Origin of the sequence: Haloferax sp. DFSO52 (genome assembly GCF_048158745.1) — an archaeon.
Taxonomy (GTDB): Archaea; Halobacteriota; Halobacteria; order Halobacteriales; family Haloferacaceae; genus Haloferax.
This window is the reverse complement of record NZ_JBLOPB010000001.1, coordinates 1,612,143-1,630,558: the sequence shown is the minus strand read 5'-3', so window position 1 is coordinate 1,630,558 and position 18,416 is coordinate 1,612,143. Positions and strand designations below refer to the sequence as shown.

Sequence of the window (18,416 nt, the reverse complement as noted above, 5' to 3'; positions counted from 1 at the left end):
ATGGCCGAACGCACCCTCTCCGGAATCGGCGTGACACCACTCTCCGGGACCGGGACCGTCGTCTGGTACCGTCCGGACGCGGCCCTCCCGGAGCCACCTGCACCCGAGGAGGTAGACGCCGAGGCCGAACTGACTCGCTTCGACGACGCCCGGTCGGCCGCCGAAGACGAACTCGAGACAGAGCGTGCGCGGACCGCCGAAAGAGTCGGTGAAGCGGAGGCAGAAGTGTTCGACGCTCACGTGCAGTTTCTCAACGACCCGCAGATAACCGACGGAGTCACAGACGCCATCGAAGACGGACTTCCGGCCGAACACGCCGTCGAACAGACGTTCTCGGGGTTCGTCGAACAGTTCGAGAGCATGGGCGGCCGCATGGGCGAGCGCGCGGACGACCTGCGAGACATCCGTGATCGACTCGTTCGCATCCTCTCCGACGGCGAACGAGTCGACCTCTCGGCGCTTCCGAAAGGGAGCGTCGTCGTCGCAGAGCGACTCACGCCGAGTGATACGGCGCAGTTAGACCCCGAGCGAGTTGCCGGATTCGTCACGGTGACCGGTGGGCGAACCTCCCACGCGGCCATCTTCGCCCGCTCGCTCGCGATTCCAGCAATCGTCGGCGTCGGTGACGAACTCGAATCCATCGACGACGGAGCGGACGTCGTCGTCGACGGCGATGCCGGAACGCTCGTCGTCGACCCCGACGAAGAGACGAAAGCGGCCGCCGCCACGGATACCGACGTACGTATCCGGAGCGGTGACGTCGAAACGGCCGACGGCGTCGGCATCGAAGTAGCGGCCAACGTCGGGACGCTCGCGGACCTCGAACCGGCAGTCGACCGTGGGGCCGACGGCGTCGGCCTGTTCCGGACCGAGTTCCTCTTTCTCGACCGAGAGTCGCCACCGGACGAAGACGAACAGTTCGAGGCGTACGTCGATGCACTGGAATCGTTCGACCACCACAGGGTCGTCGTCCGAACGCTCGACATCGGTGGCGACAAACCAGTTCCGTATCTCGACCTGCCAGAAGAGGAGAACCCGTTCCTCGGTGAACGCGGTATTCGTCGGTCGCTCGACCCCGATGCAGACCTCTTCGAGACGCAGATTCGGGCGCTCTTGCGTGCCGCCGGAAGCACTGACGGGACGCGACTGTCAGTCATGCTTCCGCTCGTGACGACGCTCGACGAACTCCACACCGCGCGAGAGCAGTTCGAGTCTGTCGCCAGCGACCTCGCCGCTGAAGACATCGACCACGAGATGCCCGAGTTCGGCATCATGATAGAGACACCCGCCGCGGCGTTCATGGCCGAACGGTTCGCCCCGTACGTCGATTTCTTCAGCATCGGCACGAACGACCTCGCCCAGTACGTGATGGCCGCCGAGCGAGGAAACGAACGCGTCTCCGACCTCGGAGACTATCACCAACCGGCGGTTCTCCACGCTATCGACGCGACGGTCTCGGCCGCCGAGGGCCACGACTGCTGGGTCGGAATGTGCGGTGAGATGGCGGGGGACCCGGAACTCACCGAACTCCTCGTCGGCCTCGGGCTCGACGAGTTGAGTATGAGTGCCGTCACGGTTCCGCACGTGAAAGCGGCCGTCACTGAGATAGACACCGCAGCGGCTGAAGCGCTCGCTGAGCGTGCCCTCACAGCTGACACCAAAAATGAAGTCATCAAATCCCTAAACACAGACCAATGAAATTAGTCGCAATCACATCCTGTCCGACAGGTATCGCACACAGTCAGATGGCAGCAGAGAACCTCCTGCAGGCCGGTGAGCGCCTCGGACACGACATCGATGTCGAGGTCCAGGGTGCCATGGGGACGCAGGACGAACTCACTTCGGATGCAATCGCCGAGGCCGACGCGGTCATCATCGCCTCGGACACGTCGGTCAGTCGTGACCGATTCGGGGGGAAACTGGTCGTCAAAGGCACCGTCAAAGACGGTGTCAACAAGGCCGAGGAGATTATCGAGCGAGCAGTCGAACTCGCCGAAGCGGGGAAGACCGGGTCGGTCACGTTCGGGAGCAGTGCTGCGGTCGACGACGCTGAAGATGGTTCCACAGAAGAGACCACCTCGGGAACTGAGGCTGACGAACCCGCCCGCGTCGGCGGTAATCCCGAAAAGGGACTCTTCGCCCGTCTAAAAAAGCTATTCTCCTGAACCCCGAATTCCGGTTTTTTCACCCTCGCACGAGCGGTGGGACTCCCGCACGAGAAATTAACTCGGTAACGAACGAAAGAAAACGTGCAGATTCGAAAACCACTTCCCATAGATTATTAATCTCCCGTTCGTTGGCGAACACGAGGTGAACGAATAATGCCGTTTTACGGCGGGGAAGAACTCGCCACTGTGTACGACGAGGCGCTCGACGAAGGATTCGGTCTCATCGCGAGTAACATCGCGGAGCCGAACGTCATGATGGGGTTGATGGAGGGTGCAGACCGGATGAATTCCGACCTGCTCCTCCAACTCAGCGGCGGTGCCTGCAAGTTCGCCGGTGACGGCGACCCAGTTGCGGGACTCAAAGCGATGGGTAACTACATCGAGGTCATCGCCGAGCGATACGACATCGGCGTCTTCCTCAACATGGACCACCAGACGGACCTCGAGTTCATCGAGACGCAGATCGAACTCGACATCCCGTCGTCTATCATGATCGACGCCTCGCACGAACCGTTCGACGAGAACGTCGCGACGAGTCGTGAAGTGGTCGAGATGGTCGACGCGGCCGACTCCGACATCCTCATCGAGGCCGAACTCGGCCAGATCAAGGGTGTCGAAGACGAAATCGAAGCCGAAGAAGCGTTCTACACGAACCCGGAACAGGCCGTCGAGTTCGTCGACAAGACAGGTGCAGACCTGCTCGCTATCTCCGTCGGGACGCAACACGGTGTCGCCAAAGGCAAGGACCTCGAACTTCGCCCGGACCTCGCTCACGACATCCGGCAAGCGCTCAGAGACCACGGCCTCGACACCCCACTCGTCCTCCACGGGTCGTCCGGCGTGCAACCAGACCAGTTACAGGAGATGCTCAAACACGGCATCTGTAAGGTCAACAAGGACACCCGATACCAGTACGAGTTCACTCGGACGGCGTACGACCTCTACCGCGAGAACCCCGACGCAATCGTCCCACCCGAGGGCGTCGAGGACGCTCGCGACACGTTCTTCAACGAGACCGAGTGGTCGCCGGACAAGTCCGTCTTCGACCCGCGCGTCGTCGGACGCGACATCCGTGCACGTATCGCCGACGTTCACGCCGGCCTGACGGAAGTCTCTGGCAGCGCGAACCAGACCCTGTTCAAGTAACCGTCACGTCGTCCCAATCAGTGGCTCGCGGCCACGACAACCCGCATGTTTCGTGGTGATTGCACTGTGGCAGTCTGTCGATTCCCCGGTTTCCCCAGTCGCTTAAGGTATCAGACAGCGTGTACGTACATATGCCACAGGTGCACCTCGACGATTCGACCATCGAACGACTCGACAACCTCCGCGAAGAAGACGAAGAGTACGACGAACTCATCAACGAACTCATCAACATCTACGAGGCCAGTGAGCGGACGATGTTCCACGCTGGTGACGAATACTGACGTTTCGTCCCAGCCGACCGATGGGCCGTCCGGTCCGACACTGAGTCAGTTCCTTCGGCGGGTGGCTACTCCTGGTACGCGACTCTGACCTGTTCCCACTTGCCCTTCTCTTCGAGGTGCTTCTGCAGTGTATCAGCGTAGGCCTGCGTGAGTCGCTCTGCGTCTTCGAGTTTCTCCTGTTGTCCCTGTTTTCCACCCTCACCGAGACCGAGTGCGCCTTTGATGGAATCGACGATGCCGCCACCCGACGACGACGAGTCTCCGCCGCCGCCCATCGAACCCATCTGTTTTCGAATGTTGTCGAGTTCGGGGATAATCTGTGGAACCTTCTCCGTGTTGGCGACGATGCGGGCCGAGTCGGCATCGTCCGCGTTCTCGATTTCGAACTCGGTCGCCGTCATAATGAGCCCCCACTCTTGACTCGAAAATCGGGAGTTCATCACGTGGTCGTTGAATTCGCGGTCTACAGTCATGCGGTCCCCGACGATGCTGTCGGTCCAGTGTGCCATGTGCACATGTCGTCGTCCACGTGGTATCAGAGTTGCGGGATTTTTCGCCACTCACTCCTCGCCCGTGCCCCGAAACCCAGCGCACTGGTTTAATACAGGTGCGTATCCTCCCAGTTGTATGGAGCGGTACGACCTCCTGTACCGATTGTACGGGAACTTCGACGCAGAATCGATCCGTGAAGCGCAAGAGTTCGTCGACCTCTTGCCTCCGCTCGACTCCGCAGTCGCGCTCTCGCAGTGGCAGGAGGTCAACGACGAGTTGACCGACCACAAAAACCGCATTCAACGCGGGTTCCCGAACGGCGAGCGATACGCCGAACTCGCCGCCCACGCGACGAGAGACCAGGCGTTCACCGGTCTCGACCTGTACACGAAGTACGGCCGGCGCGTCAACGCACTCGTTCTCGACGTCGACGAGACGCTCAGATCCGCAGGCCGGACCGATAACGAGATTCCTCGCGACGTCCTCCACCTGCTCACCGAGTTCCACGAGACGGGTGTCCCCATCGTCATCTGTACCGGCCAGACACTGGAGAACGTGAAGGGGTTCGCAATCCAGGGGCTGGGGAACGAACTCGTCCACTCGGGCGACGTGAGCATCGTCTACGAGGCGGGAACGGGCGTGTTCACCCCGGGCCATGGGTCGAACACCAAGCGCCTCCTCTACGAGACGCTCGACGACTCGGTCCAGTCGGTGTTCGAATCGGTTCGAAGTCGGGTGATTCGTGACCTCCCAGATGGCCTCCGTGGGTGTGTCCACCTCCAGGGCAACGAGTTCAACGTCACGCTCAAACCGAACTTCGAAACCGGGAGCGACGACGCCGAGTCGGTCATCGACGACTCGCTCATCTACCTCTTGGACTTGCTCGGGGCGGCGGTGACAGACGACTCTGACGGGGCGAGTTGGACACGTGCGTACTATGCCGAACGCGACCCAGAAATCGAAGCGGTCCTCACCCAACGTGGAGAACGCCCAGCCCCGGAGACGACCATTCCCGAAGATGTCGCCGAGACGTTGGCCCGCGTCAACGTCGCGTACTACCATGCCGATGCCGCAGAACTCTCCGCTGTTGATTTGAACAAGGCCGCAGGCGTGGAGGCCGCGTTAGATGTCCTCGGTGTCATTGACCCGTTCATCTTGGTGATGGGTGATTCCAAGTCTGACCTCGACGTGATGGAATGGGCCGCCGAGAACGACAGCGGAATCGCCGCTGCGCCGGACCATTCGTCGCCCGATGTCCTCGAACACGTCCGTGGGACCGACGACCTGGTCTTCGACCGGGGTGACGCCGCGTCGGTGCTTCGGGCGATCTACGCGCTCAATCTCCTCGTCGATTGAGCGCCGTCTTCTTCAGCGCGCACCGGTCACACGGTGCAGGTCTTTTCTGACCCGCCGGTGCTCGAACTGGAATCGTCACTGTTCGAGTCGTCGGTGTCGGGTGTCGGCGTCGAATCAGTGTCTGATGACGATGCATCGGTATCGGGCGTCGAGGTACTGGAGTCTTTGTCTGCGGACGACGCGGAGCTATCGGACGACGTGCTTCCTGACGACTTCCGACTCGTCTTCGACGACGACGAAGCAGAGGTGGAGGTGTCACTCTCCGAGACTTCCTCGATTGTTCCGTCTGTCTCGTCGGTTTCAGTGCTGTCCGACGTGGGTCCATCGGATGTTGACGAGTCGTCACCCTCGTCACGGACGACCGGTGCCTGTTCGTCAGTCGCGTCAGACGCTTGCGTTCCGTCTGTCGAATCGGTGTTGTCTGCATCGAGTGACGCATCCACGTCGTCAACCGGAGACGGTCCCGGAGCGTTCAGCCCTCCCGAGAGAAGTGCGAACACGACGACGAAGGCGATGACGAGTCCCACGCCGAGGTGTTTCGTATTCATCGGTCTGCTCCGTACGTTCCAGCGTGCGATCTGTTGCTGTTGCGGCCAGACCCCTGACTCTGTGACGTGACGACGCTCAGGTGAGGCTCACCACTGCGGGCAGTGCAGCGTGACAATGCATCCGCGTAAGTCGAAGACATGTTCGAGTACTCTATTTGCGTTCGAGTGCTTTCGTTACGAATTATCTACCAATACCAGACAGTCACGAATCAACACGATTCGATTTGATATGATGTCCAACAGTCAATTCCGTGCGACCACCGGGCCGTACTGTGAAAATAGCGTCCCTAACTGGTGTTAATCCGTGAATATTTGGCACGTCTGAGTGTCTGTGACTCCACAACATTCTTGATTACCTGACTGTCTTTCAGTCGTTGATTTTCTTCAGATACTGGCAGAAAATCTACTGAAATCGTTGCCGTCGATTCGACAGTGTTTGAACCGAACTGCTGGCAACACCACTGAGAGTTCGAACCCCGACTCCTGTGGCAGTTATTTGACTATTTTGTGTAGGGTGACCGACGTTCGTTTATCGTCACCGCGAGCGTATCTCTCTCGTGACAACTGAAATCGACCGCCTCGTCTCACACGTCGAGTCGTGGCCCGGCGTCGAAACTGCGCCACATCGGTTCGGTGGAACAGAGTTCCTCGTTGCCGACAAAGAGATTGGTCACGTCCACGACGTTGGCATCCTCGATCTGGCCATCACCAAGCGAGTCCGGGACTCGCTTCTCGCCGAGGGCCTCGCCGCCCCACACCACGTCCTCCCGGAGTCTGCGTGGGTTACCTATCGCGTGGGCAGTGAAGCAGACGAACCGAATGCCAGACGCCTCCTCAGACTCGCCTACCTCTGGCGGGTACTCGCGCTTCGTCGACGCGGCATCGAAATCGACCGAACGTTCGACCCGGTGAGTGAACTGGCCGAACTCGAACTCCCGACAGCCCTCGAAACGCTCGTCAGGACGACGTTTTCGGACTCGATGGACCACCCGACATCTGCCTGAACGAGCGGTAATCACGCCGCTTCGAATCGATGGGATGACACGACGAGATGCCTGGTCCGGAAAAACTTTACTGGCGTCCGAGTAAACACCCACGTATGGGAAAGAATTACGCGGACCTTCACGACCCCAACGCGGAGTATACGATGCGAGAACTCTCCGCAGAGACTATGGGCGTGACCGCAACGCGCGGTGGTGGCCGAGACGTGGAGATTACGGACGTGCAGACGACGATGGTCGACGGAAACTTCCCGTGGACACTCGTTCGAATATACACGGATGCTGGCGTCGTCGGCACCGGTGAGGCCTACTGGGGCGCAGGCGTCCCCGAACTCATCGAGCGCATGAAGCCGTTCATCATCGGCGAGAACCCCCTCGACATCGACCGTCTGTACGAACACCTCGTCCAGAAGATGTCTGGTGAGGGCTCCGTCGAGGGTGTCACCGTCACCGCCATCTCCGGCATCGAAATCGCGCTCCACGACCTTGCGGGCAAGATTCTCGACGTTCCTGCGTACCAGTTGCTCGGTGGCAAGTACCGCGACAAGGTGCGCGTCTACTGTGACTGCCACACCGAAGAAGAGGCCGACCCACAGGCCTGCGCCGACGAAGCAGAGCGCGTCGTCGAAGAACTCGGTTACGACGCCCTGAAGTTCGACCTCGACGTCCCGTCTGGCTTCGAGAAGGACCGCGCGAACCGACACCTTCGCCCCGGTGAGATTCGCCACAAGGCCGAAATCGTCGAAGCGGTCACCGAGCGCGTCAAAGACCGCGCCGACGTCGCGTTCGACTGTCACTGGACCTTCTCTGGTGGGAGCGCCAAGCGTCTCGCTGCTGCCATCGAAGAGTACGACGTGTGGTGGCTCGAAGACCCCGTCCCGCCGGAGAACCTCGAAGTGCAGGAGGAAGTCACGAAGTCGACGCTCACCCCCATCACGGTCGGTGAGAACCGCTACCGCGTGACCGAACTCCGCCGCCTCATCCAGAATCAGGCAGTGGACATCGTCGCGCCCGACATGCCGAAGGTCGGCGGCATGCGTGAGACGCGGAAGATTGCAGACGTCGCCAACCAGTACTACATCCCGGTCGCCATGCACAACGTCTCGTCGCCCATCGCGACGATGGCTTCCGCACACGTCGGTGCGGCCATCCCGAACTCGCTGGCCGTCGAATACCACTCCTACGAACTCGGCTGGTGGGAGGACCTGGTCGAAGAGTCCGTCATCGAAGACGGCTACATCGAGATTCCAGAAAAGCCGGGTCTCGGTCTGACGCTCGACATGGACGCCGTCGAGGAGCACATGGTCGACGGTGAGACTCTCTTCGACGAGGCGTAAGCGAACTCCCCCCGAATCGACGTTTTCTCTTTGCAGTCATGACCGGCCTAGCTAGTTTTTGTCACTTCAGCACGTCATTTGCTAGCGCATGTCAGCAGACTACACAGTCGACTACGAACTGAGCGACGACGACGAGAACATCCACAACAAGTGGGACAACTCACTGGACCCACTCGTGACTGTCCAGTCCGGCGACGTCGTCAGATTCGAATGTCGCGATGCGCTCGACAGGCAGATCACACCGGATTCGACCGCCGAAGACCTCGCAAACGCGAGTTTCGACCCGGTCCACCCGCTCACAGGCCCCGTCGCCGTCGAGGGTGCCGAACCGGGCGACGTACTCGCTGTGGAGTTCCTCGACTTCGAGCACAAAGGGTGGGGGTACACGGGATACATGCCCGGTGAGATGGAACTCGGACTCCTGCCCGAGGATTTCGAAGCGGCTGGTCTCCACATCTGGGAGTTAGACGACGACGTGGCTCACTTCGTCAATGGCATCGAAGTCCCGCTGGACATGTTCCCCGGCATCGCCGGTGTCGCCCCTGCCGCCCCCGGCGCACACAACACGCTCCCGCCGCGAGATACCGGCGGCAACTTCGACATCAAGCACCTGACGAAAGGCTCTACGCTGTACCTCCCTATCGAAGTCGAAGGGGCGTTATTTTCGACCGCCGACTGCCACGCTGCACAGGGAGACGGTGAGGTGTGCGTGACAGGCATCGAATCACCGATGTTCGTCACTGCGCGGTTCGAGTTGCTGAAAGACAAGACCATCGAGCAACCCGAATTCGAGACATCGGGACCGTTCACACCGACCGGGTCAGACGAACGGATGTACGGAACGACCGGCATCGCAGACGACCTGATGGTGGCGACCAAAAAGGCCGTCCGCCACATGATTTCGCACCTCGAAACAGAACACGGCCTGACGGCAGGCGAAGCCTACATCCTCTGTTCGGCCGCAGTAGACCTCAAGATAAACGAAGTCGTCGACGCGCCCAACTGGACCGTGACTGCCTACCTCCCGCAGAGCATCTTCCCCAAGTGAGACGGCACGGCCTCACCGGGGTGAAACGACTCGAACGCCTTCGCTCGGTCGACACGTGAACACCTGCGCGTTTTTCCCAACTCGGTCGGCGACCACGGAACGAATCGACTGTTCTGCACGTTCGAGTGCGTCACCAGCGACGAGCGCAACCACGCTCCCGCCGAATCCGCCGCCAGTCATTCGAGCCCCGTAGACTCCGTCAGTCTCTGCGGCGAGTTCGACGGCAGCATCGAGTTCCGGGCAACTCACCTCGTAGTCGTCTCGAAGACTCTCGTGACTGGCGAGCATCGCCGCTCCAACACGGTCGAAATCACCGTTTTCGAGTGCATCGCGGGCAGCCACGACCCGTTCGTTTTCGGTCACGACGTGTCTCGCTCGTCTGTACAGCACGTCGTCGAGTTCGTCGCCGTGAGTTTCGAGCAGGTCCTCATCCACATCTCTGAGGGACTGGATATCCGACCCTGCTGCGTTCTGAAGGGTACTCACTGCCGCCTCACATTCGCGCACTCTGTCGTTGTACCCCGAATCCGTCAGTTCGTGCGAGACGCCCGTATCGACGACGAGTATCCCCACATCACCGGCGATGGGAACGTGTTCGAACACTCGCGTTCGGCAGTCCAAGAACAGCGCTGCGTTGGGTTCACAGAGGCCGACGGCGAACTGGTCGAGGATACCACACTCGACGCCAACACCGTCTCGTTCGGCCCGCCAGCACGCGAGTGCGAGGTCTGTCGGGGACAGCTCCTGCCCGGCGACTTCGAGCATCGCACGCCCGACGGCGAGTTCGATGGCCGCAGACGACGAGAGGCCTGCACCAGTTGGGACGCTCGAGGCGATGGCGAGACTCGCACCCGGAAGGTTCCGGTCCTCTCGGAGGACGCTCGCGACGGCGGCGACGTACGCGACCCAGCCCGTCGGGTCGTCGTCAGGGGCGAACGTGGCTCTCTCGTCGAAATCTGTCGAATACACACGAATCTGTTCGTCGTCCCGTGCTTCGGCGGCCACTGCGACGTGACGGTCGATGGCGACTGGGAGACAGAACCCATCGTTGTAGTCCGTGTGTCCACCGACGAGGTTCACCCGCCCCGGTGCGCGTGCGACCTCCAGATTGCCGCTTCCGTTTGTCTCTCCGAACTCGTCTCGAAAGCCGACCTGTGCCCGCTCTACTGGGTCGTCTGACTCCTGTCCTGTTTCGCTCATTCGTGTTCGTCACCTGCCTCTGTGCCCGTCCCGCCAAGACGAGCGGCTATCTGTCGCCCCATCTCCCGTGGATTCACTTCGGTCACACGAAGTGCGTCGCCGACGCGAACGTCACCGGGAGCGATAACCTGTGCACAGATTCCACCGCGTCGCTCGCGGAGCGCTTCGACGACAGCCTCGTCGTCGACGAGCTGGCCGAGATACGCACAGGGTGGTCTGAGTTTCGTCCCGCGAAGCGTCGCGGTGCCGAGTTCGAACGTCGCGTCCAGCAGCCCCGTCGGGTCGATGCCGCGGACGACGACGTTCCGTCTGTGCTGTCCCGCCGAGAGGTCGATTCCGAACTCGCGACGTGCTGCTTCCAGAACGGCAGTATCGACGAGCGTCACCTGACACCCGTCGGTCGCCGAATAGTATCCCGTCCCTCGGAAGTAGCGGTCACCATCGATACCGCCGTCGCTGACCGAAACTGCTTCGTGAGCGACCATCGGTTCACCTTTCGACGGTGCGGTGTAGAGCGCCGTCACCCGTCCGTCACCCACTGTCGTCATGGTGAGGAGTAGCACCGGGGAGAACGAATATGTTGGGACCGATTTCGAAGAACGTGAGTCGCCCGCTAGTCCAACAGGCCGAACTCAACAAAGCGGTCTGGGGTCGACGCCGAGTTCTGCAAGCCCATCGGCGTAGTCGTCGTATGCGACCTGAATGACGTACTCAGCGACCATCTGGGCACGTTCCCAATCGTCGTCGTCCTCGCACAGGTCGTCGAGGAGTTCGAGGCCAGTCGTGAGCGTCGCTTCGGTCTCGGCTTTCAACTCGCGGAAGAGGCGTGTGTTCGCGACGTCCGCTTCGTTGACGAAGAACCCAATCACCTGTGTGTGGGTCCGAACCGAGACGAGTCCGCGTCCGACCATGCCGGCCGCGACGCGTTCGATGGTGTCGTCACGACCACGCAGATACGCGTGCATCACCCCCGGGCCATCTGGACTGTCGATGTCGGCGTCGGCAGCATCGAGGACGCGCTGAAGATGTTCGGCTTCCTGTCGTGCCGTCTCCTCGAACACTCCTCTCACACGGTCGTTCGTCTCGTCGTCGGCCCACAGCTGAAACGTCTCACGTGCCACGGATTCGGAGTGTGCGGCGGCACGGAAGACTGCCGATTCGGAGAGTTCTGCATTCGTCAGTGCGAGAAGGAGTTTCGAAGAACCGAGACGGTCGAGTTGTGTCTGTTTCGCTGTCTCGACAGCGTCGCGAAACGATGCAGCGTCCATATCGGTCTGTTCGTGGCCCGTGTTCCTGAACGTTGTCACTGCGTACCTGTGTTGGCGCGCAGCGCTTGCCATGGAAGACGAACAGCGGGCGCGCAGACCTGACTTGCGCAGTGCTCTTGCGCTGTGAGTCCTAACTGTACGGGTATGACTCCCGACGAACTCGCGGCACGCCTCAGACAGGGTGACCCGACGACGATACTCGACGTGCGCAACCGCGACGAGTTCGACCAGTGGCACATCGACGGGAGCGCTGTCGCTGCGACGCAAATCCCCGCGATTCGGTTCACGCAGGCCGAAGTCCTCGGAACCGTTTCCGACCTCGCAGCCCAGTTCCGCGAGCGTCCAGAACCGGTCGTGACAGTGTGCGCCGAAGGGCGGGCGAGTGACCACATTGCGGACCTGCTCACTGACGCCGGCGTCGTCGCCGAGAATCTCGAATTCGGGATGGAGGGGTGGGCACGCGTCTATCGAGCGACGAGTATCGACCACTCGGACGCGACGGTCATCCAGTACGACCGACCATCCAGCGGCTGTCTCGGGTACATGGTCGTCTCGGGGTCGGAAGCCGTCGTCATCGACCCACTTCGGGCGTTTGCAGACCGCTACGTCGACGACGCGAAGGACTACGGCGCAACGATCGTCGCCGCGCTCGACACGCACGTCCACGCAGACCACGTCAGCGGCGTTCGTGCCGTTGCCGACCGAACGGGGGCGACAGTGATTCTCCCCGCCGGGGCGACAGACCGCGGCCTCTCGTTCGACGCCAGACTCGTCGAAGACGGAGCGTCTATCGCTGTGGGAGCGACCGAACTCAGGGCGGTCCACGCTCCCGGGCACACGTCGGAGATGACCGCGTACCGCCTCGGTGACTTGCTGTTCGTCGGGGATAGCCTCTTTCTCGAGAGCGTCGCACGCCCGGACCTCGAAGAAGGCGACACGGGCGCGCCTGCCGCGGCACGGAGATTATACGAGACAGTAATCGACGGAGACACCGCGTTCGACCGAGACGCCGCGTTCGACGGAGACGTGCGCATCGCTCCGGGACACTACAGCGACCCGATGAGCGCCGATGCCGATGGTGCTTTCGTGGATACGCTGGAACACATCCGCACCCGTCTCGATGCGTTTTCGATGACCATCGACGAGTTCGTCGAGTTCGTCCTCGCCGACATGCCACCACAACCGACGAACTACGAGCGAATCATCGCGACCAACCTCGGCATCGAGCAGCTCGACGATGCCGAAGCGTTCGAGGTGGAGTTAGGCCCGAACAACTGTGCAGCGACGAAATCCAGCGCGTAACGCAGTTGCTCTTTTCAGGTAACGCAGTTGCCCTCTTCAGGTAACGAAGTTACTCGCCACTTGTGAGAGAGAATACGAGGTGACGCGGGAGGTCCGCGTCAGACTCCTCCGTCGTTAGTCGTCGTCTGCGGCGGGAGCGGCGGCAGCGACGTCGTCTTCGATGCTCGGTGGGTAGATACCGCGTTCGAGTTTGAGGTCGCTCTGCGGGCGCGCCATGCAGGTCAGCGCGTAGTTTTCGGCTTCTTCTTCGGTCAGTCCACGGGCGGCCGGTTGGGTAACTTCGCCTTCGAGAATCTCCGCAGAACAGGCGAGACACATGCCGACGCGGCAGGAGTACTCCTGTGCGATACCTTCCTCGATGCAGGCTTTGAGAATCGTCTGTTTGTCGGAAACCGTGATGGTCTCACCCGTACCGACGAACTCGACGGTGTAGTCAGTCATACCGCGGGGTATGAGCGACCACACCAAAACTGTTTATCAAACAGTCGCACCCACCGGACTTTTGTCGCCTTCCTGTGGACGGATTACGCAGATTCGTTGGCGTCGCCCGTCGATGCTGCATCGTCCGACGAGGCCGCCGATTCTGCTTCCTCGTCACTCATGCGGACCGTCAGTACCGGAACCGGGCAGGTTCGAACGACGCGTTCGGTCACGCTCCCGAGCAGATAGTGGCTCAGTCCCGTCCGTCCGTGGGTACCCATGACGACGAGGTCGATGTCGTGGGAGTCGATGTAGTCGTGAATCGAGCGATACGCCGTTCCTGTGACGACTTCAGATACGACTTCGACGCCCGCTTCCTCGGCAGCCGCTCGGACGTGCTTGGTCGCCACGTCACCCTCGCGTTCGAGGGCGTCGATGACGACGTCCGCGCCAGCGTCGAGTGAGGTGTAGATACTCGTGTCGACGACGTACAGCGCGTGAACCCGTGCACCGTAGGTTTTGGCGATATCGAGGGCGTGGTCGATAGCCCGTTCGGCGGCTTTACTCCCGTCGGTGGGAACGAGGATTTCGCTGTACATGACGAATTATACGTAGTGCGGAACGGAGTTAATTCTAGGCTTCGTTCTCGGAATCTTGGAAGGACAGAACCGCCGCCTCGCACGCCTGAAGCCCCTCTATCCGGGGAAGTTCGTCCGAGAGTTCGACCGTCTCGACGAGGGACCAGCCTGACGCCTCGTCGTAGGCGACTCCCTTGACCCACGCCGCTGTCGCAACGAGGACGCCGCGAGCTGGGCCGTCGCTCTCGACGGCGACGACGAGTTCGAACGCGTCCGAACGATTCAGCGACGTGAGCTCCTGCGGTTCGAGTGGTCGTGGTGGGAGCGAGTCGATGAGCGTCATATTCCAGTGCTACCGGTCGGCGCGCATGACGCTTTCGAAGCCACCGTACTCGACTCGTCGTCTGGACTGCGAGTCGTAACCTTTCTTTCGTACGGCGCGTCACGTCACCTCATGATACCCTCTCGCGCCGAGGTGCGCTTCGACCGGGTGGCCCTCGCCGTGGGTGCACTCGCGCTCGTCGCACTCGCCGTCCGCCTCGTTGGTCTTGGCGCTCGTCCCGTCCACTGGGACGAGGCCCGCGTCGGGTACTGGAGCCTTCGCTATCTCGAAACGGGCTACCTGACCTACCGACCGGTTGCCGGCGGGCCACTCGTCTATATCCTCACACGGACCTCGCTCTCGCTCTTTGGACCGTCTGATTTCGCCCTTCGGGTTCCTGTCGCACTCGTCGGTGCCGGCCTTCCGCTCGTCGCGCTTCTCTTTCGGTCTCGCCTCGACGACGACGAAACTGTCGCCTTCGCCGCCATCCTCGCGCTGAACCCGCTTCTCGTCTACTACGGGCGATTCGCCCGAGGTGACATCTTCGCCATCGCGTTCACGCTCGCTGCCTTCGGATTCGCCCTCAGATTACTCGACGGTGGCAGTCGGCGAAACGCCTACGGCCTCGCCGCCGCAGTGGCACTCGCAGTCGCCTCGTCTGGCCTCAGTGTCGTCGCACTCGGCTGCCTCGCGCTCGCTGGTCTTCTCGTGTTCGACCACGCTGCACTCGTCCGGTCGTCCCGTCCCGCGACGACGCGACTCCGTGAGTTTGCGACGCGACTCCGTGGAACATCGACACCCGCGGCACGGGCCCTTCTCGTCTTCGTCGGCCTCTACGTCTTCTTGTTCGCACCCCGGGCGGGTGTGACCGACAACGTCGGCATCTACACGCCAGGGAAGATTCTCGGCGCGCTCAACGTCGCGCTGTTCTGGTCGGTCCGCAAGTTCATCGGTGTCCGCGTCACGAACCGCTATCCGGATGGGACACACGAATATCTCCCCTACCTCGCGGACTTCGGCGAGACACTCGTGCTCGCCGCCTTGCCGGTGACACTCCTCGCAGTCGCCGCCTTCGTCGTCGACCGTTACACCGCTGGTGGGCCGAGGACCGTGGTCGCTGCCGCGACGTACTGGGCTGGAGCGTCCGTGATATTTGTCCCGATGTTCACGGAAGTTTCGGCGACGTGGCTTGGCGTCTACGCTGTGGTCCCCCTCGCAATTCCTGCGGCCGTCGGCCTCGCGGCACTCTTCCGGTGGGGGCGACGCGCACTCGACGCCGGTGACGCCCCCCGTGTTGCAGCGGTCGCACTCGTTCTTCTCGCGCTCGTCGCACAGACTGGCGCTGTCGCGACGGGAGAAGTCTACGCGCCGAGTGACCGGGATTCAGAACTCGCCCATTACGCACAACCATCTCACGAGTTCACCGGGTTCCGCGACAACCTCTCGACTTGGGTCGGTCCAACTGGCGACGAGAGCCCAGACGTCCTCTACTACGGAAGTTCGATGTACATCGCCGACGGTGAAGCAGACTTCCCACCGGTTCCAGAGAAGTGGGGAGAACGACTGCCGATGGACTGGTACGTCCACCGAACCGGTGCAGAGACCACGGGTGCGACGACGCCGGCAGAACTCAGAGAGCGAACGAACGTGGCACCCGTCGTTATCGCACCTGCTGAAGAACGGTCGGCACTCGCACCAGTTCTCGATGGCTACGTCGCCCACGAGTACGATACCGCCCTCTGGGGGCGGCCAATCGTCGTGTTCGTGAAAAGCTAAGCGGGATTTCTGGACTTAGCGGAAGCCCATCGCTTCGATCTGTTCTTGGTAGCGGTTCCGGATGGTGACTTCGGTCACCTGTGCGACGTCTGCAACTTCGCGCTGCGTCTTCTTCTCGTTACAGAGCAGTGATGCAGCGTAGATTGCTGCGGCAGCGAATCCTGTGGGCGACTTGCCCGAAAGGAGGCCCTGCTCGGCGGAGACGTCGATGATTTCCGTCGCTTTCGCCTGTACTTCTTCGGAGAGGTCGAGCGCGGACGCGAACCGAGGAACGAACTGTTTGGGGTCGACGGGCTTGAGTTCGAGTCCGAGTTCCTGCGAGATGTAGCGGTACGTCCGACCGATTTCCTTTTGCGGGACGCGAGAAACTTCAGCAACTTCGTCGAGCGAGCGTGGGATACCTTCCTGCCGGCAGGCGGCATAGAGGGCAGATGTGGCGACGCCCTCGATAGAGCGCCCACGAATCAGGTCTTCGTTGAGTGCGCGACGATAGATGACGGAGGCGACTTCGCGGACGGACCGTGGGACACCGAGTGCGGACGCCATGCGGTCGATTTCACTCAGTGCGAACTGGAGGTTGCGCTCGCCGGCGTCTTTCGTTCGAATACGCTCTTGCCACTTGCGAAGGCGGTGCATCTGTGACCGTTTCTCTGACGAGAGCGACCGACCGTAGGCGTCTTTGTCCTTCCAGTCGATGGTCGTCGTCAGACCTCGGTCGTGCATCGTTTCTGTGATAGGTGCACCGACGCGCGACTTCGACTGGCGTTCCGAGTGGTTGAACGCACGCCACTCTGGCCCTCGGTCGATCTGTCGCTCGTCCAGGACGAGACCACAGTCGTCACAGACCAACTCCCCCTGGTCTGCGTCTGTGACGATCTGGTCGGACCCACACTCCGGGCAGTTGAGTCGCTCGTCCTCTTGTGCCGTTGCCTCCTCTCGTTGACGCTGCCGGCTCGGACGTTCCATTAAAAGGTTTCTGGTGGAGAGTGAATTTAAACCTTTTTGTCAAAGTTATGATAGAGACTGCAGTCTATCGATTTTGGTTCCTCGAAAACCGATGTATCCGACTCTCCTACTTATAGGGTTCCCTGACTAACGGTTAATCGAATGGTCAGAGGTGGTACCACGACACTCGTCATCGTATTTCTCGCCGTCTGTGCGGGGTGTCTCGGGAGCGGTGACGTGGTGTCAGACTCGACACTCTCGCCTCCCGATTCTCCGACTATCACACCGGCGACAGCTCCCGCAGGAAACTCGTCCGGGGACGTCACGGTCGAGGTCGTCGAGGTCGTCGATGGCGATACGGTGAAAGTCGTCATGCCCGATGGCGCGCGCGAGACAGTTCGACTCCTCGGTGTCGATACTCCCGAAGTCTACGGTGAGAACACGCCAGACGAATTCGAAGGCGTCCCCGACACCGAAGCGGGACGGCTGTGTCTCCGCGAAGCGGGGGACGACGCGAGCGAGTTTGCGAAGACGAGACTCACCGGAAAGACGGTCGAACTTCGATTCGACGAGAAGGCGGGTGAACGAGGCTACTATGGCCGGCTGCTCGCGTACGTCGTCGTCGACGGAGCCGAGTTCAACTACGAACTGCTCACCGAAGGACACGCCCGGTTCTACGACAGTCCACTCGAAGAGCGAGAGCGCTACGAACGCGCAGAGCGAGACGCACGCGAGCGTGGGGTGGGCCTGTGGTCGTGTGCGACAGAAGGAGGTGCAGTTGGTGGGTCGGACGCCACAGCCGATGGGCTCTCTGTCTCTGTCGTCGCCGACGCACCGGGCAACGACAACGACAACCTCGACGAAGAGTACGTGACGCTCCGAAACGACGGTGACGAGCAACTCGACCTGTCGGGATGGACGATTGCTGATGCGGCCGGAGCGACGTACACCTTCGCCGACGGAACCGAACTCCCTGCCGGCGGGACGCTCACACTCTACACTGGAACGGGAACGGATTCGGCCAACGAACGCTACTGGGGCCGTTCGTCCGCCGTCTGGAACAACGGTGGCGACACGGTGACGGTACGGAACGCGACGGGTGATGTCGTCCTGTCGTACACGTACGACTAGGTGGTTCGGCGAGAAAACGAATTTTCGCGGCGGACAAATCGGAACCGACGCCGCTGAGCGTCTGCGACTCCACCTCACTGTCAGGGGGAGGGGGCTA

The 18,416-nt window shown here is 61.3% G+C and carries 20 protein-coding genes; 11 read left to right on the top strand and 9 right to left on the bottom strand.

The window, feature by feature from the left end; genetic code table 11:
* From ptsP to ACK3SC_RS08525, 4 genes are all read left to right on the top strand, one after another.
* Positions 1-1,698: a phosphoenolpyruvate--protein phosphotransferase gene (gene ptsP / locus ACK3SC_RS08540; RefSeq protein WP_416839690.1), complete on the top strand. Its 1,698-nt coding sequence runs from the start codon at positions 1-3 to the stop codon at positions 1,696-1,698.
* The gene (locus ACK3SC_RS08535) at positions 1,695-2,165 is read left to right on the top strand and encodes a PTS fructose transporter subunit IIB (protein WP_416839689.1); all 471 of its coding nucleotides are present in this window, start codon (positions 1,695-1,697) and stop codon (positions 2,163-2,165) included. The genes ptsP and ACK3SC_RS08535 overlap by 4 nt, the downstream gene beginning before the upstream one ends.
* A gap of 156 nt (positions 2,166-2,321) precedes the next feature.
* Positions 2,322-3,314 carry a class II fructose-bisphosphate aldolase gene (gene fba, locus ACK3SC_RS08530; protein ID WP_416839688.1) on the top strand — a complete coding sequence of 331 codons (993 nt, stop codon included), beginning with the start codon at positions 2,322-2,324 and terminating at the stop codon, positions 3,312-3,314.
* Between the two features lie 131 nt (positions 3,315-3,445).
* Positions 3,446-3,595: a hypothetical protein gene (locus ACK3SC_RS08525; protein ID WP_416839687.1), complete on the top strand. Its 150-nt coding sequence runs from the start codon at positions 3,446-3,448 to the stop codon at positions 3,593-3,595.
* A gap of 65 nt (positions 3,596-3,660) precedes the next feature.
* Here ACK3SC_RS08525 and ACK3SC_RS08520 read toward each other — a convergent pair whose 3' ends face one another.
* Entirely contained in the window at positions 3,661-4,104 is a 444-nt protein-coding gene (locus tag ACK3SC_RS08520) for a DUF5799 family protein (RefSeq protein WP_416839686.1), read from the bottom strand.
* A gap of 118 nt (positions 4,105-4,222) precedes the next feature.
* On the opposite strand from ACK3SC_RS08520, the gene ACK3SC_RS08515 reads away from it, so the two are divergent.
* Positions 4,223-5,443: an HAD family hydrolase gene (locus ACK3SC_RS08515; protein WP_416839685.1), complete on the top strand. Its 1,221-nt coding sequence runs from the start codon at positions 4,223-4,225 to the stop codon at positions 5,441-5,443.
* A 26-nt stretch (positions 5,444-5,469) separates the two neighbouring features.
* Here the strand turns inward: ACK3SC_RS08515 and ACK3SC_RS08510 are convergent, their stop codons facing one another.
* Positions 5,470-5,991, bottom strand: coding sequence for a hypothetical protein (locus tag ACK3SC_RS08510; protein WP_416839684.1), 522 nt, complete (start codon positions 5,989-5,991; stop codon positions 5,470-5,472).
* A 557-nt stretch (positions 5,992-6,548) separates the two neighbouring features.
* Here ACK3SC_RS08510 and ACK3SC_RS08505 point away from each other — a divergent pair.
* The 3 genes from ACK3SC_RS08505 to ACK3SC_RS08495 all read left to right on the top strand — a co-directional run bounded on the left by ACK3SC_RS08505 (position 6,549) and on the right by ACK3SC_RS08495 (position 9,377).
* Positions 6,549-6,995, top strand: coding sequence for a luciferase family protein (locus ACK3SC_RS08505; RefSeq protein ID WP_416839683.1), 447 nt, complete (start codon positions 6,549-6,551; stop codon positions 6,993-6,995).
* A gap of 95 nt (positions 6,996-7,090) precedes the next feature.
* Positions 7,091-8,329 carry a mandelate racemase/muconate lactonizing enzyme family protein gene (locus tag ACK3SC_RS08500; protein ID WP_416839682.1) on the top strand — a complete coding sequence of 413 codons (1,239 nt, stop codon included), beginning with the start codon at positions 7,091-7,093 and terminating at the stop codon, positions 8,327-8,329.
* Positions 8,330-8,417: 88 nt separating this feature from the next.
* A complete protein-coding gene (locus ACK3SC_RS08495; protein WP_416839681.1) occupies positions 8,418-9,377 on the top strand; it encodes an acetamidase/formamidase family protein in 960 nt (319 codons plus the stop codon).
* Between the two features lie 12 nt (positions 9,378-9,389).
* On the opposite strand, the gene galK is transcribed toward ACK3SC_RS08495, so the two are convergent.
* The 3 genes from galK to ACK3SC_RS08480 form a co-directional block, all read right to left on the bottom strand.
* Positions 9,390-10,577 (bottom strand): galactokinase, encoded by a 1,188-nt coding sequence (gene galK, locus ACK3SC_RS08490; RefSeq protein WP_416839680.1) that lies wholly within the window; start codon positions 10,575-10,577, stop codon positions 9,390-9,392.
* Positions 10,574-11,125, bottom strand: coding sequence for an MOSC domain-containing protein (locus tag ACK3SC_RS08485; protein WP_416839679.1), 552 nt, complete (start codon positions 11,123-11,125; stop codon positions 10,574-10,576). Before ACK3SC_RS08485 ends, galK begins: the two co-directional genes overlap by 4 nt.
* 84 nt (positions 11,126-11,209) lie before the next feature.
* Positions 11,210-11,845: a rubrerythrin family protein gene (locus tag ACK3SC_RS08480; RefSeq protein WP_416839678.1), complete on the bottom strand. Its 636-nt coding sequence runs from the start codon at positions 11,843-11,845 to the stop codon at positions 11,210-11,212.
* 144 nt (positions 11,846-11,989) lie between these two features.
* Here ACK3SC_RS08480 and ACK3SC_RS08475 point away from each other — a divergent pair, with 144 nt between their 5' ends.
* Positions 11,990-13,147 (top strand): MBL fold metallo-hydrolase, encoded by a 1,158-nt coding sequence (locus tag ACK3SC_RS08475; protein WP_416839677.1) that lies wholly within the window; start codon positions 11,990-11,992, stop codon positions 13,145-13,147.
* A 114-nt stretch (positions 13,148-13,261) separates the two neighbouring features.
* Here ACK3SC_RS08475 and ACK3SC_RS08470 read toward each other — a convergent pair whose 3' ends face one another.
* The 3 genes from ACK3SC_RS08470 to ACK3SC_RS08460 all read right to left on the bottom strand — a co-directional run bounded on the left by ACK3SC_RS08470 (position 13,262) and on the right by ACK3SC_RS08460 (position 14,488).
* Positions 13,262-13,588 carry a 2Fe-2S iron-sulfur cluster-binding protein gene (locus tag ACK3SC_RS08470; protein WP_416839676.1) on the bottom strand — a complete coding sequence of 109 codons (327 nt, stop codon included), beginning with the start codon at positions 13,586-13,588 and terminating at the stop codon, positions 13,262-13,264.
* Positions 13,589-13,671: 83 nt separating this feature from the next.
* Positions 13,672-14,166 carry a universal stress protein gene (locus tag ACK3SC_RS08465; protein WP_416839675.1) on the bottom strand — a complete coding sequence of 165 codons (495 nt, stop codon included), beginning with the start codon at positions 14,164-14,166 and terminating at the stop codon, positions 13,672-13,674.
* Between the two features lie 34 nt (positions 14,167-14,200).
* Positions 14,201-14,488 carry a hypothetical protein gene (locus ACK3SC_RS08460; protein WP_416839674.1) on the bottom strand — a complete coding sequence of 96 codons (288 nt, stop codon included), beginning with the start codon at positions 14,486-14,488 and terminating at the stop codon, positions 14,201-14,203.
* Positions 14,489-14,599: 111 nt separating this feature from the next.
* On the opposite strand from ACK3SC_RS08460, the gene ACK3SC_RS08455 reads away from it, so the two are divergent.
* Positions 14,600-16,243 (top strand): flippase activity-associated protein Agl23, encoded by a 1,644-nt coding sequence (locus ACK3SC_RS08455; RefSeq protein ID WP_416839673.1) that lies wholly within the window; start codon positions 14,600-14,602, stop codon positions 16,241-16,243.
* A gap of 15 nt (positions 16,244-16,258) precedes the next feature.
* Here ACK3SC_RS08455 and ACK3SC_RS08450 read toward each other — a convergent pair whose 3' ends face one another.
* Complete coding sequence (locus tag ACK3SC_RS08450) at positions 16,259-17,209, bottom strand: transcription initiation factor IIB (protein ID WP_058570526.1); 951 nt, start codon at positions 17,207-17,209, stop codon at positions 16,259-16,261.
* A 141-nt stretch (positions 17,210-17,350) separates the two neighbouring features.
* Between ACK3SC_RS08450 and ACK3SC_RS08445 the strand changes: the two genes are divergently transcribed.
* Positions 17,351-18,319: a lamin tail domain-containing protein gene (locus tag ACK3SC_RS08445; RefSeq protein WP_416839672.1), complete on the top strand. Its 969-nt coding sequence runs from the start codon at positions 17,351-17,353 to the stop codon at positions 18,317-18,319.
* The last annotated feature ends 97 nt before the right edge of the window (positions 18,320-18,416 follow it).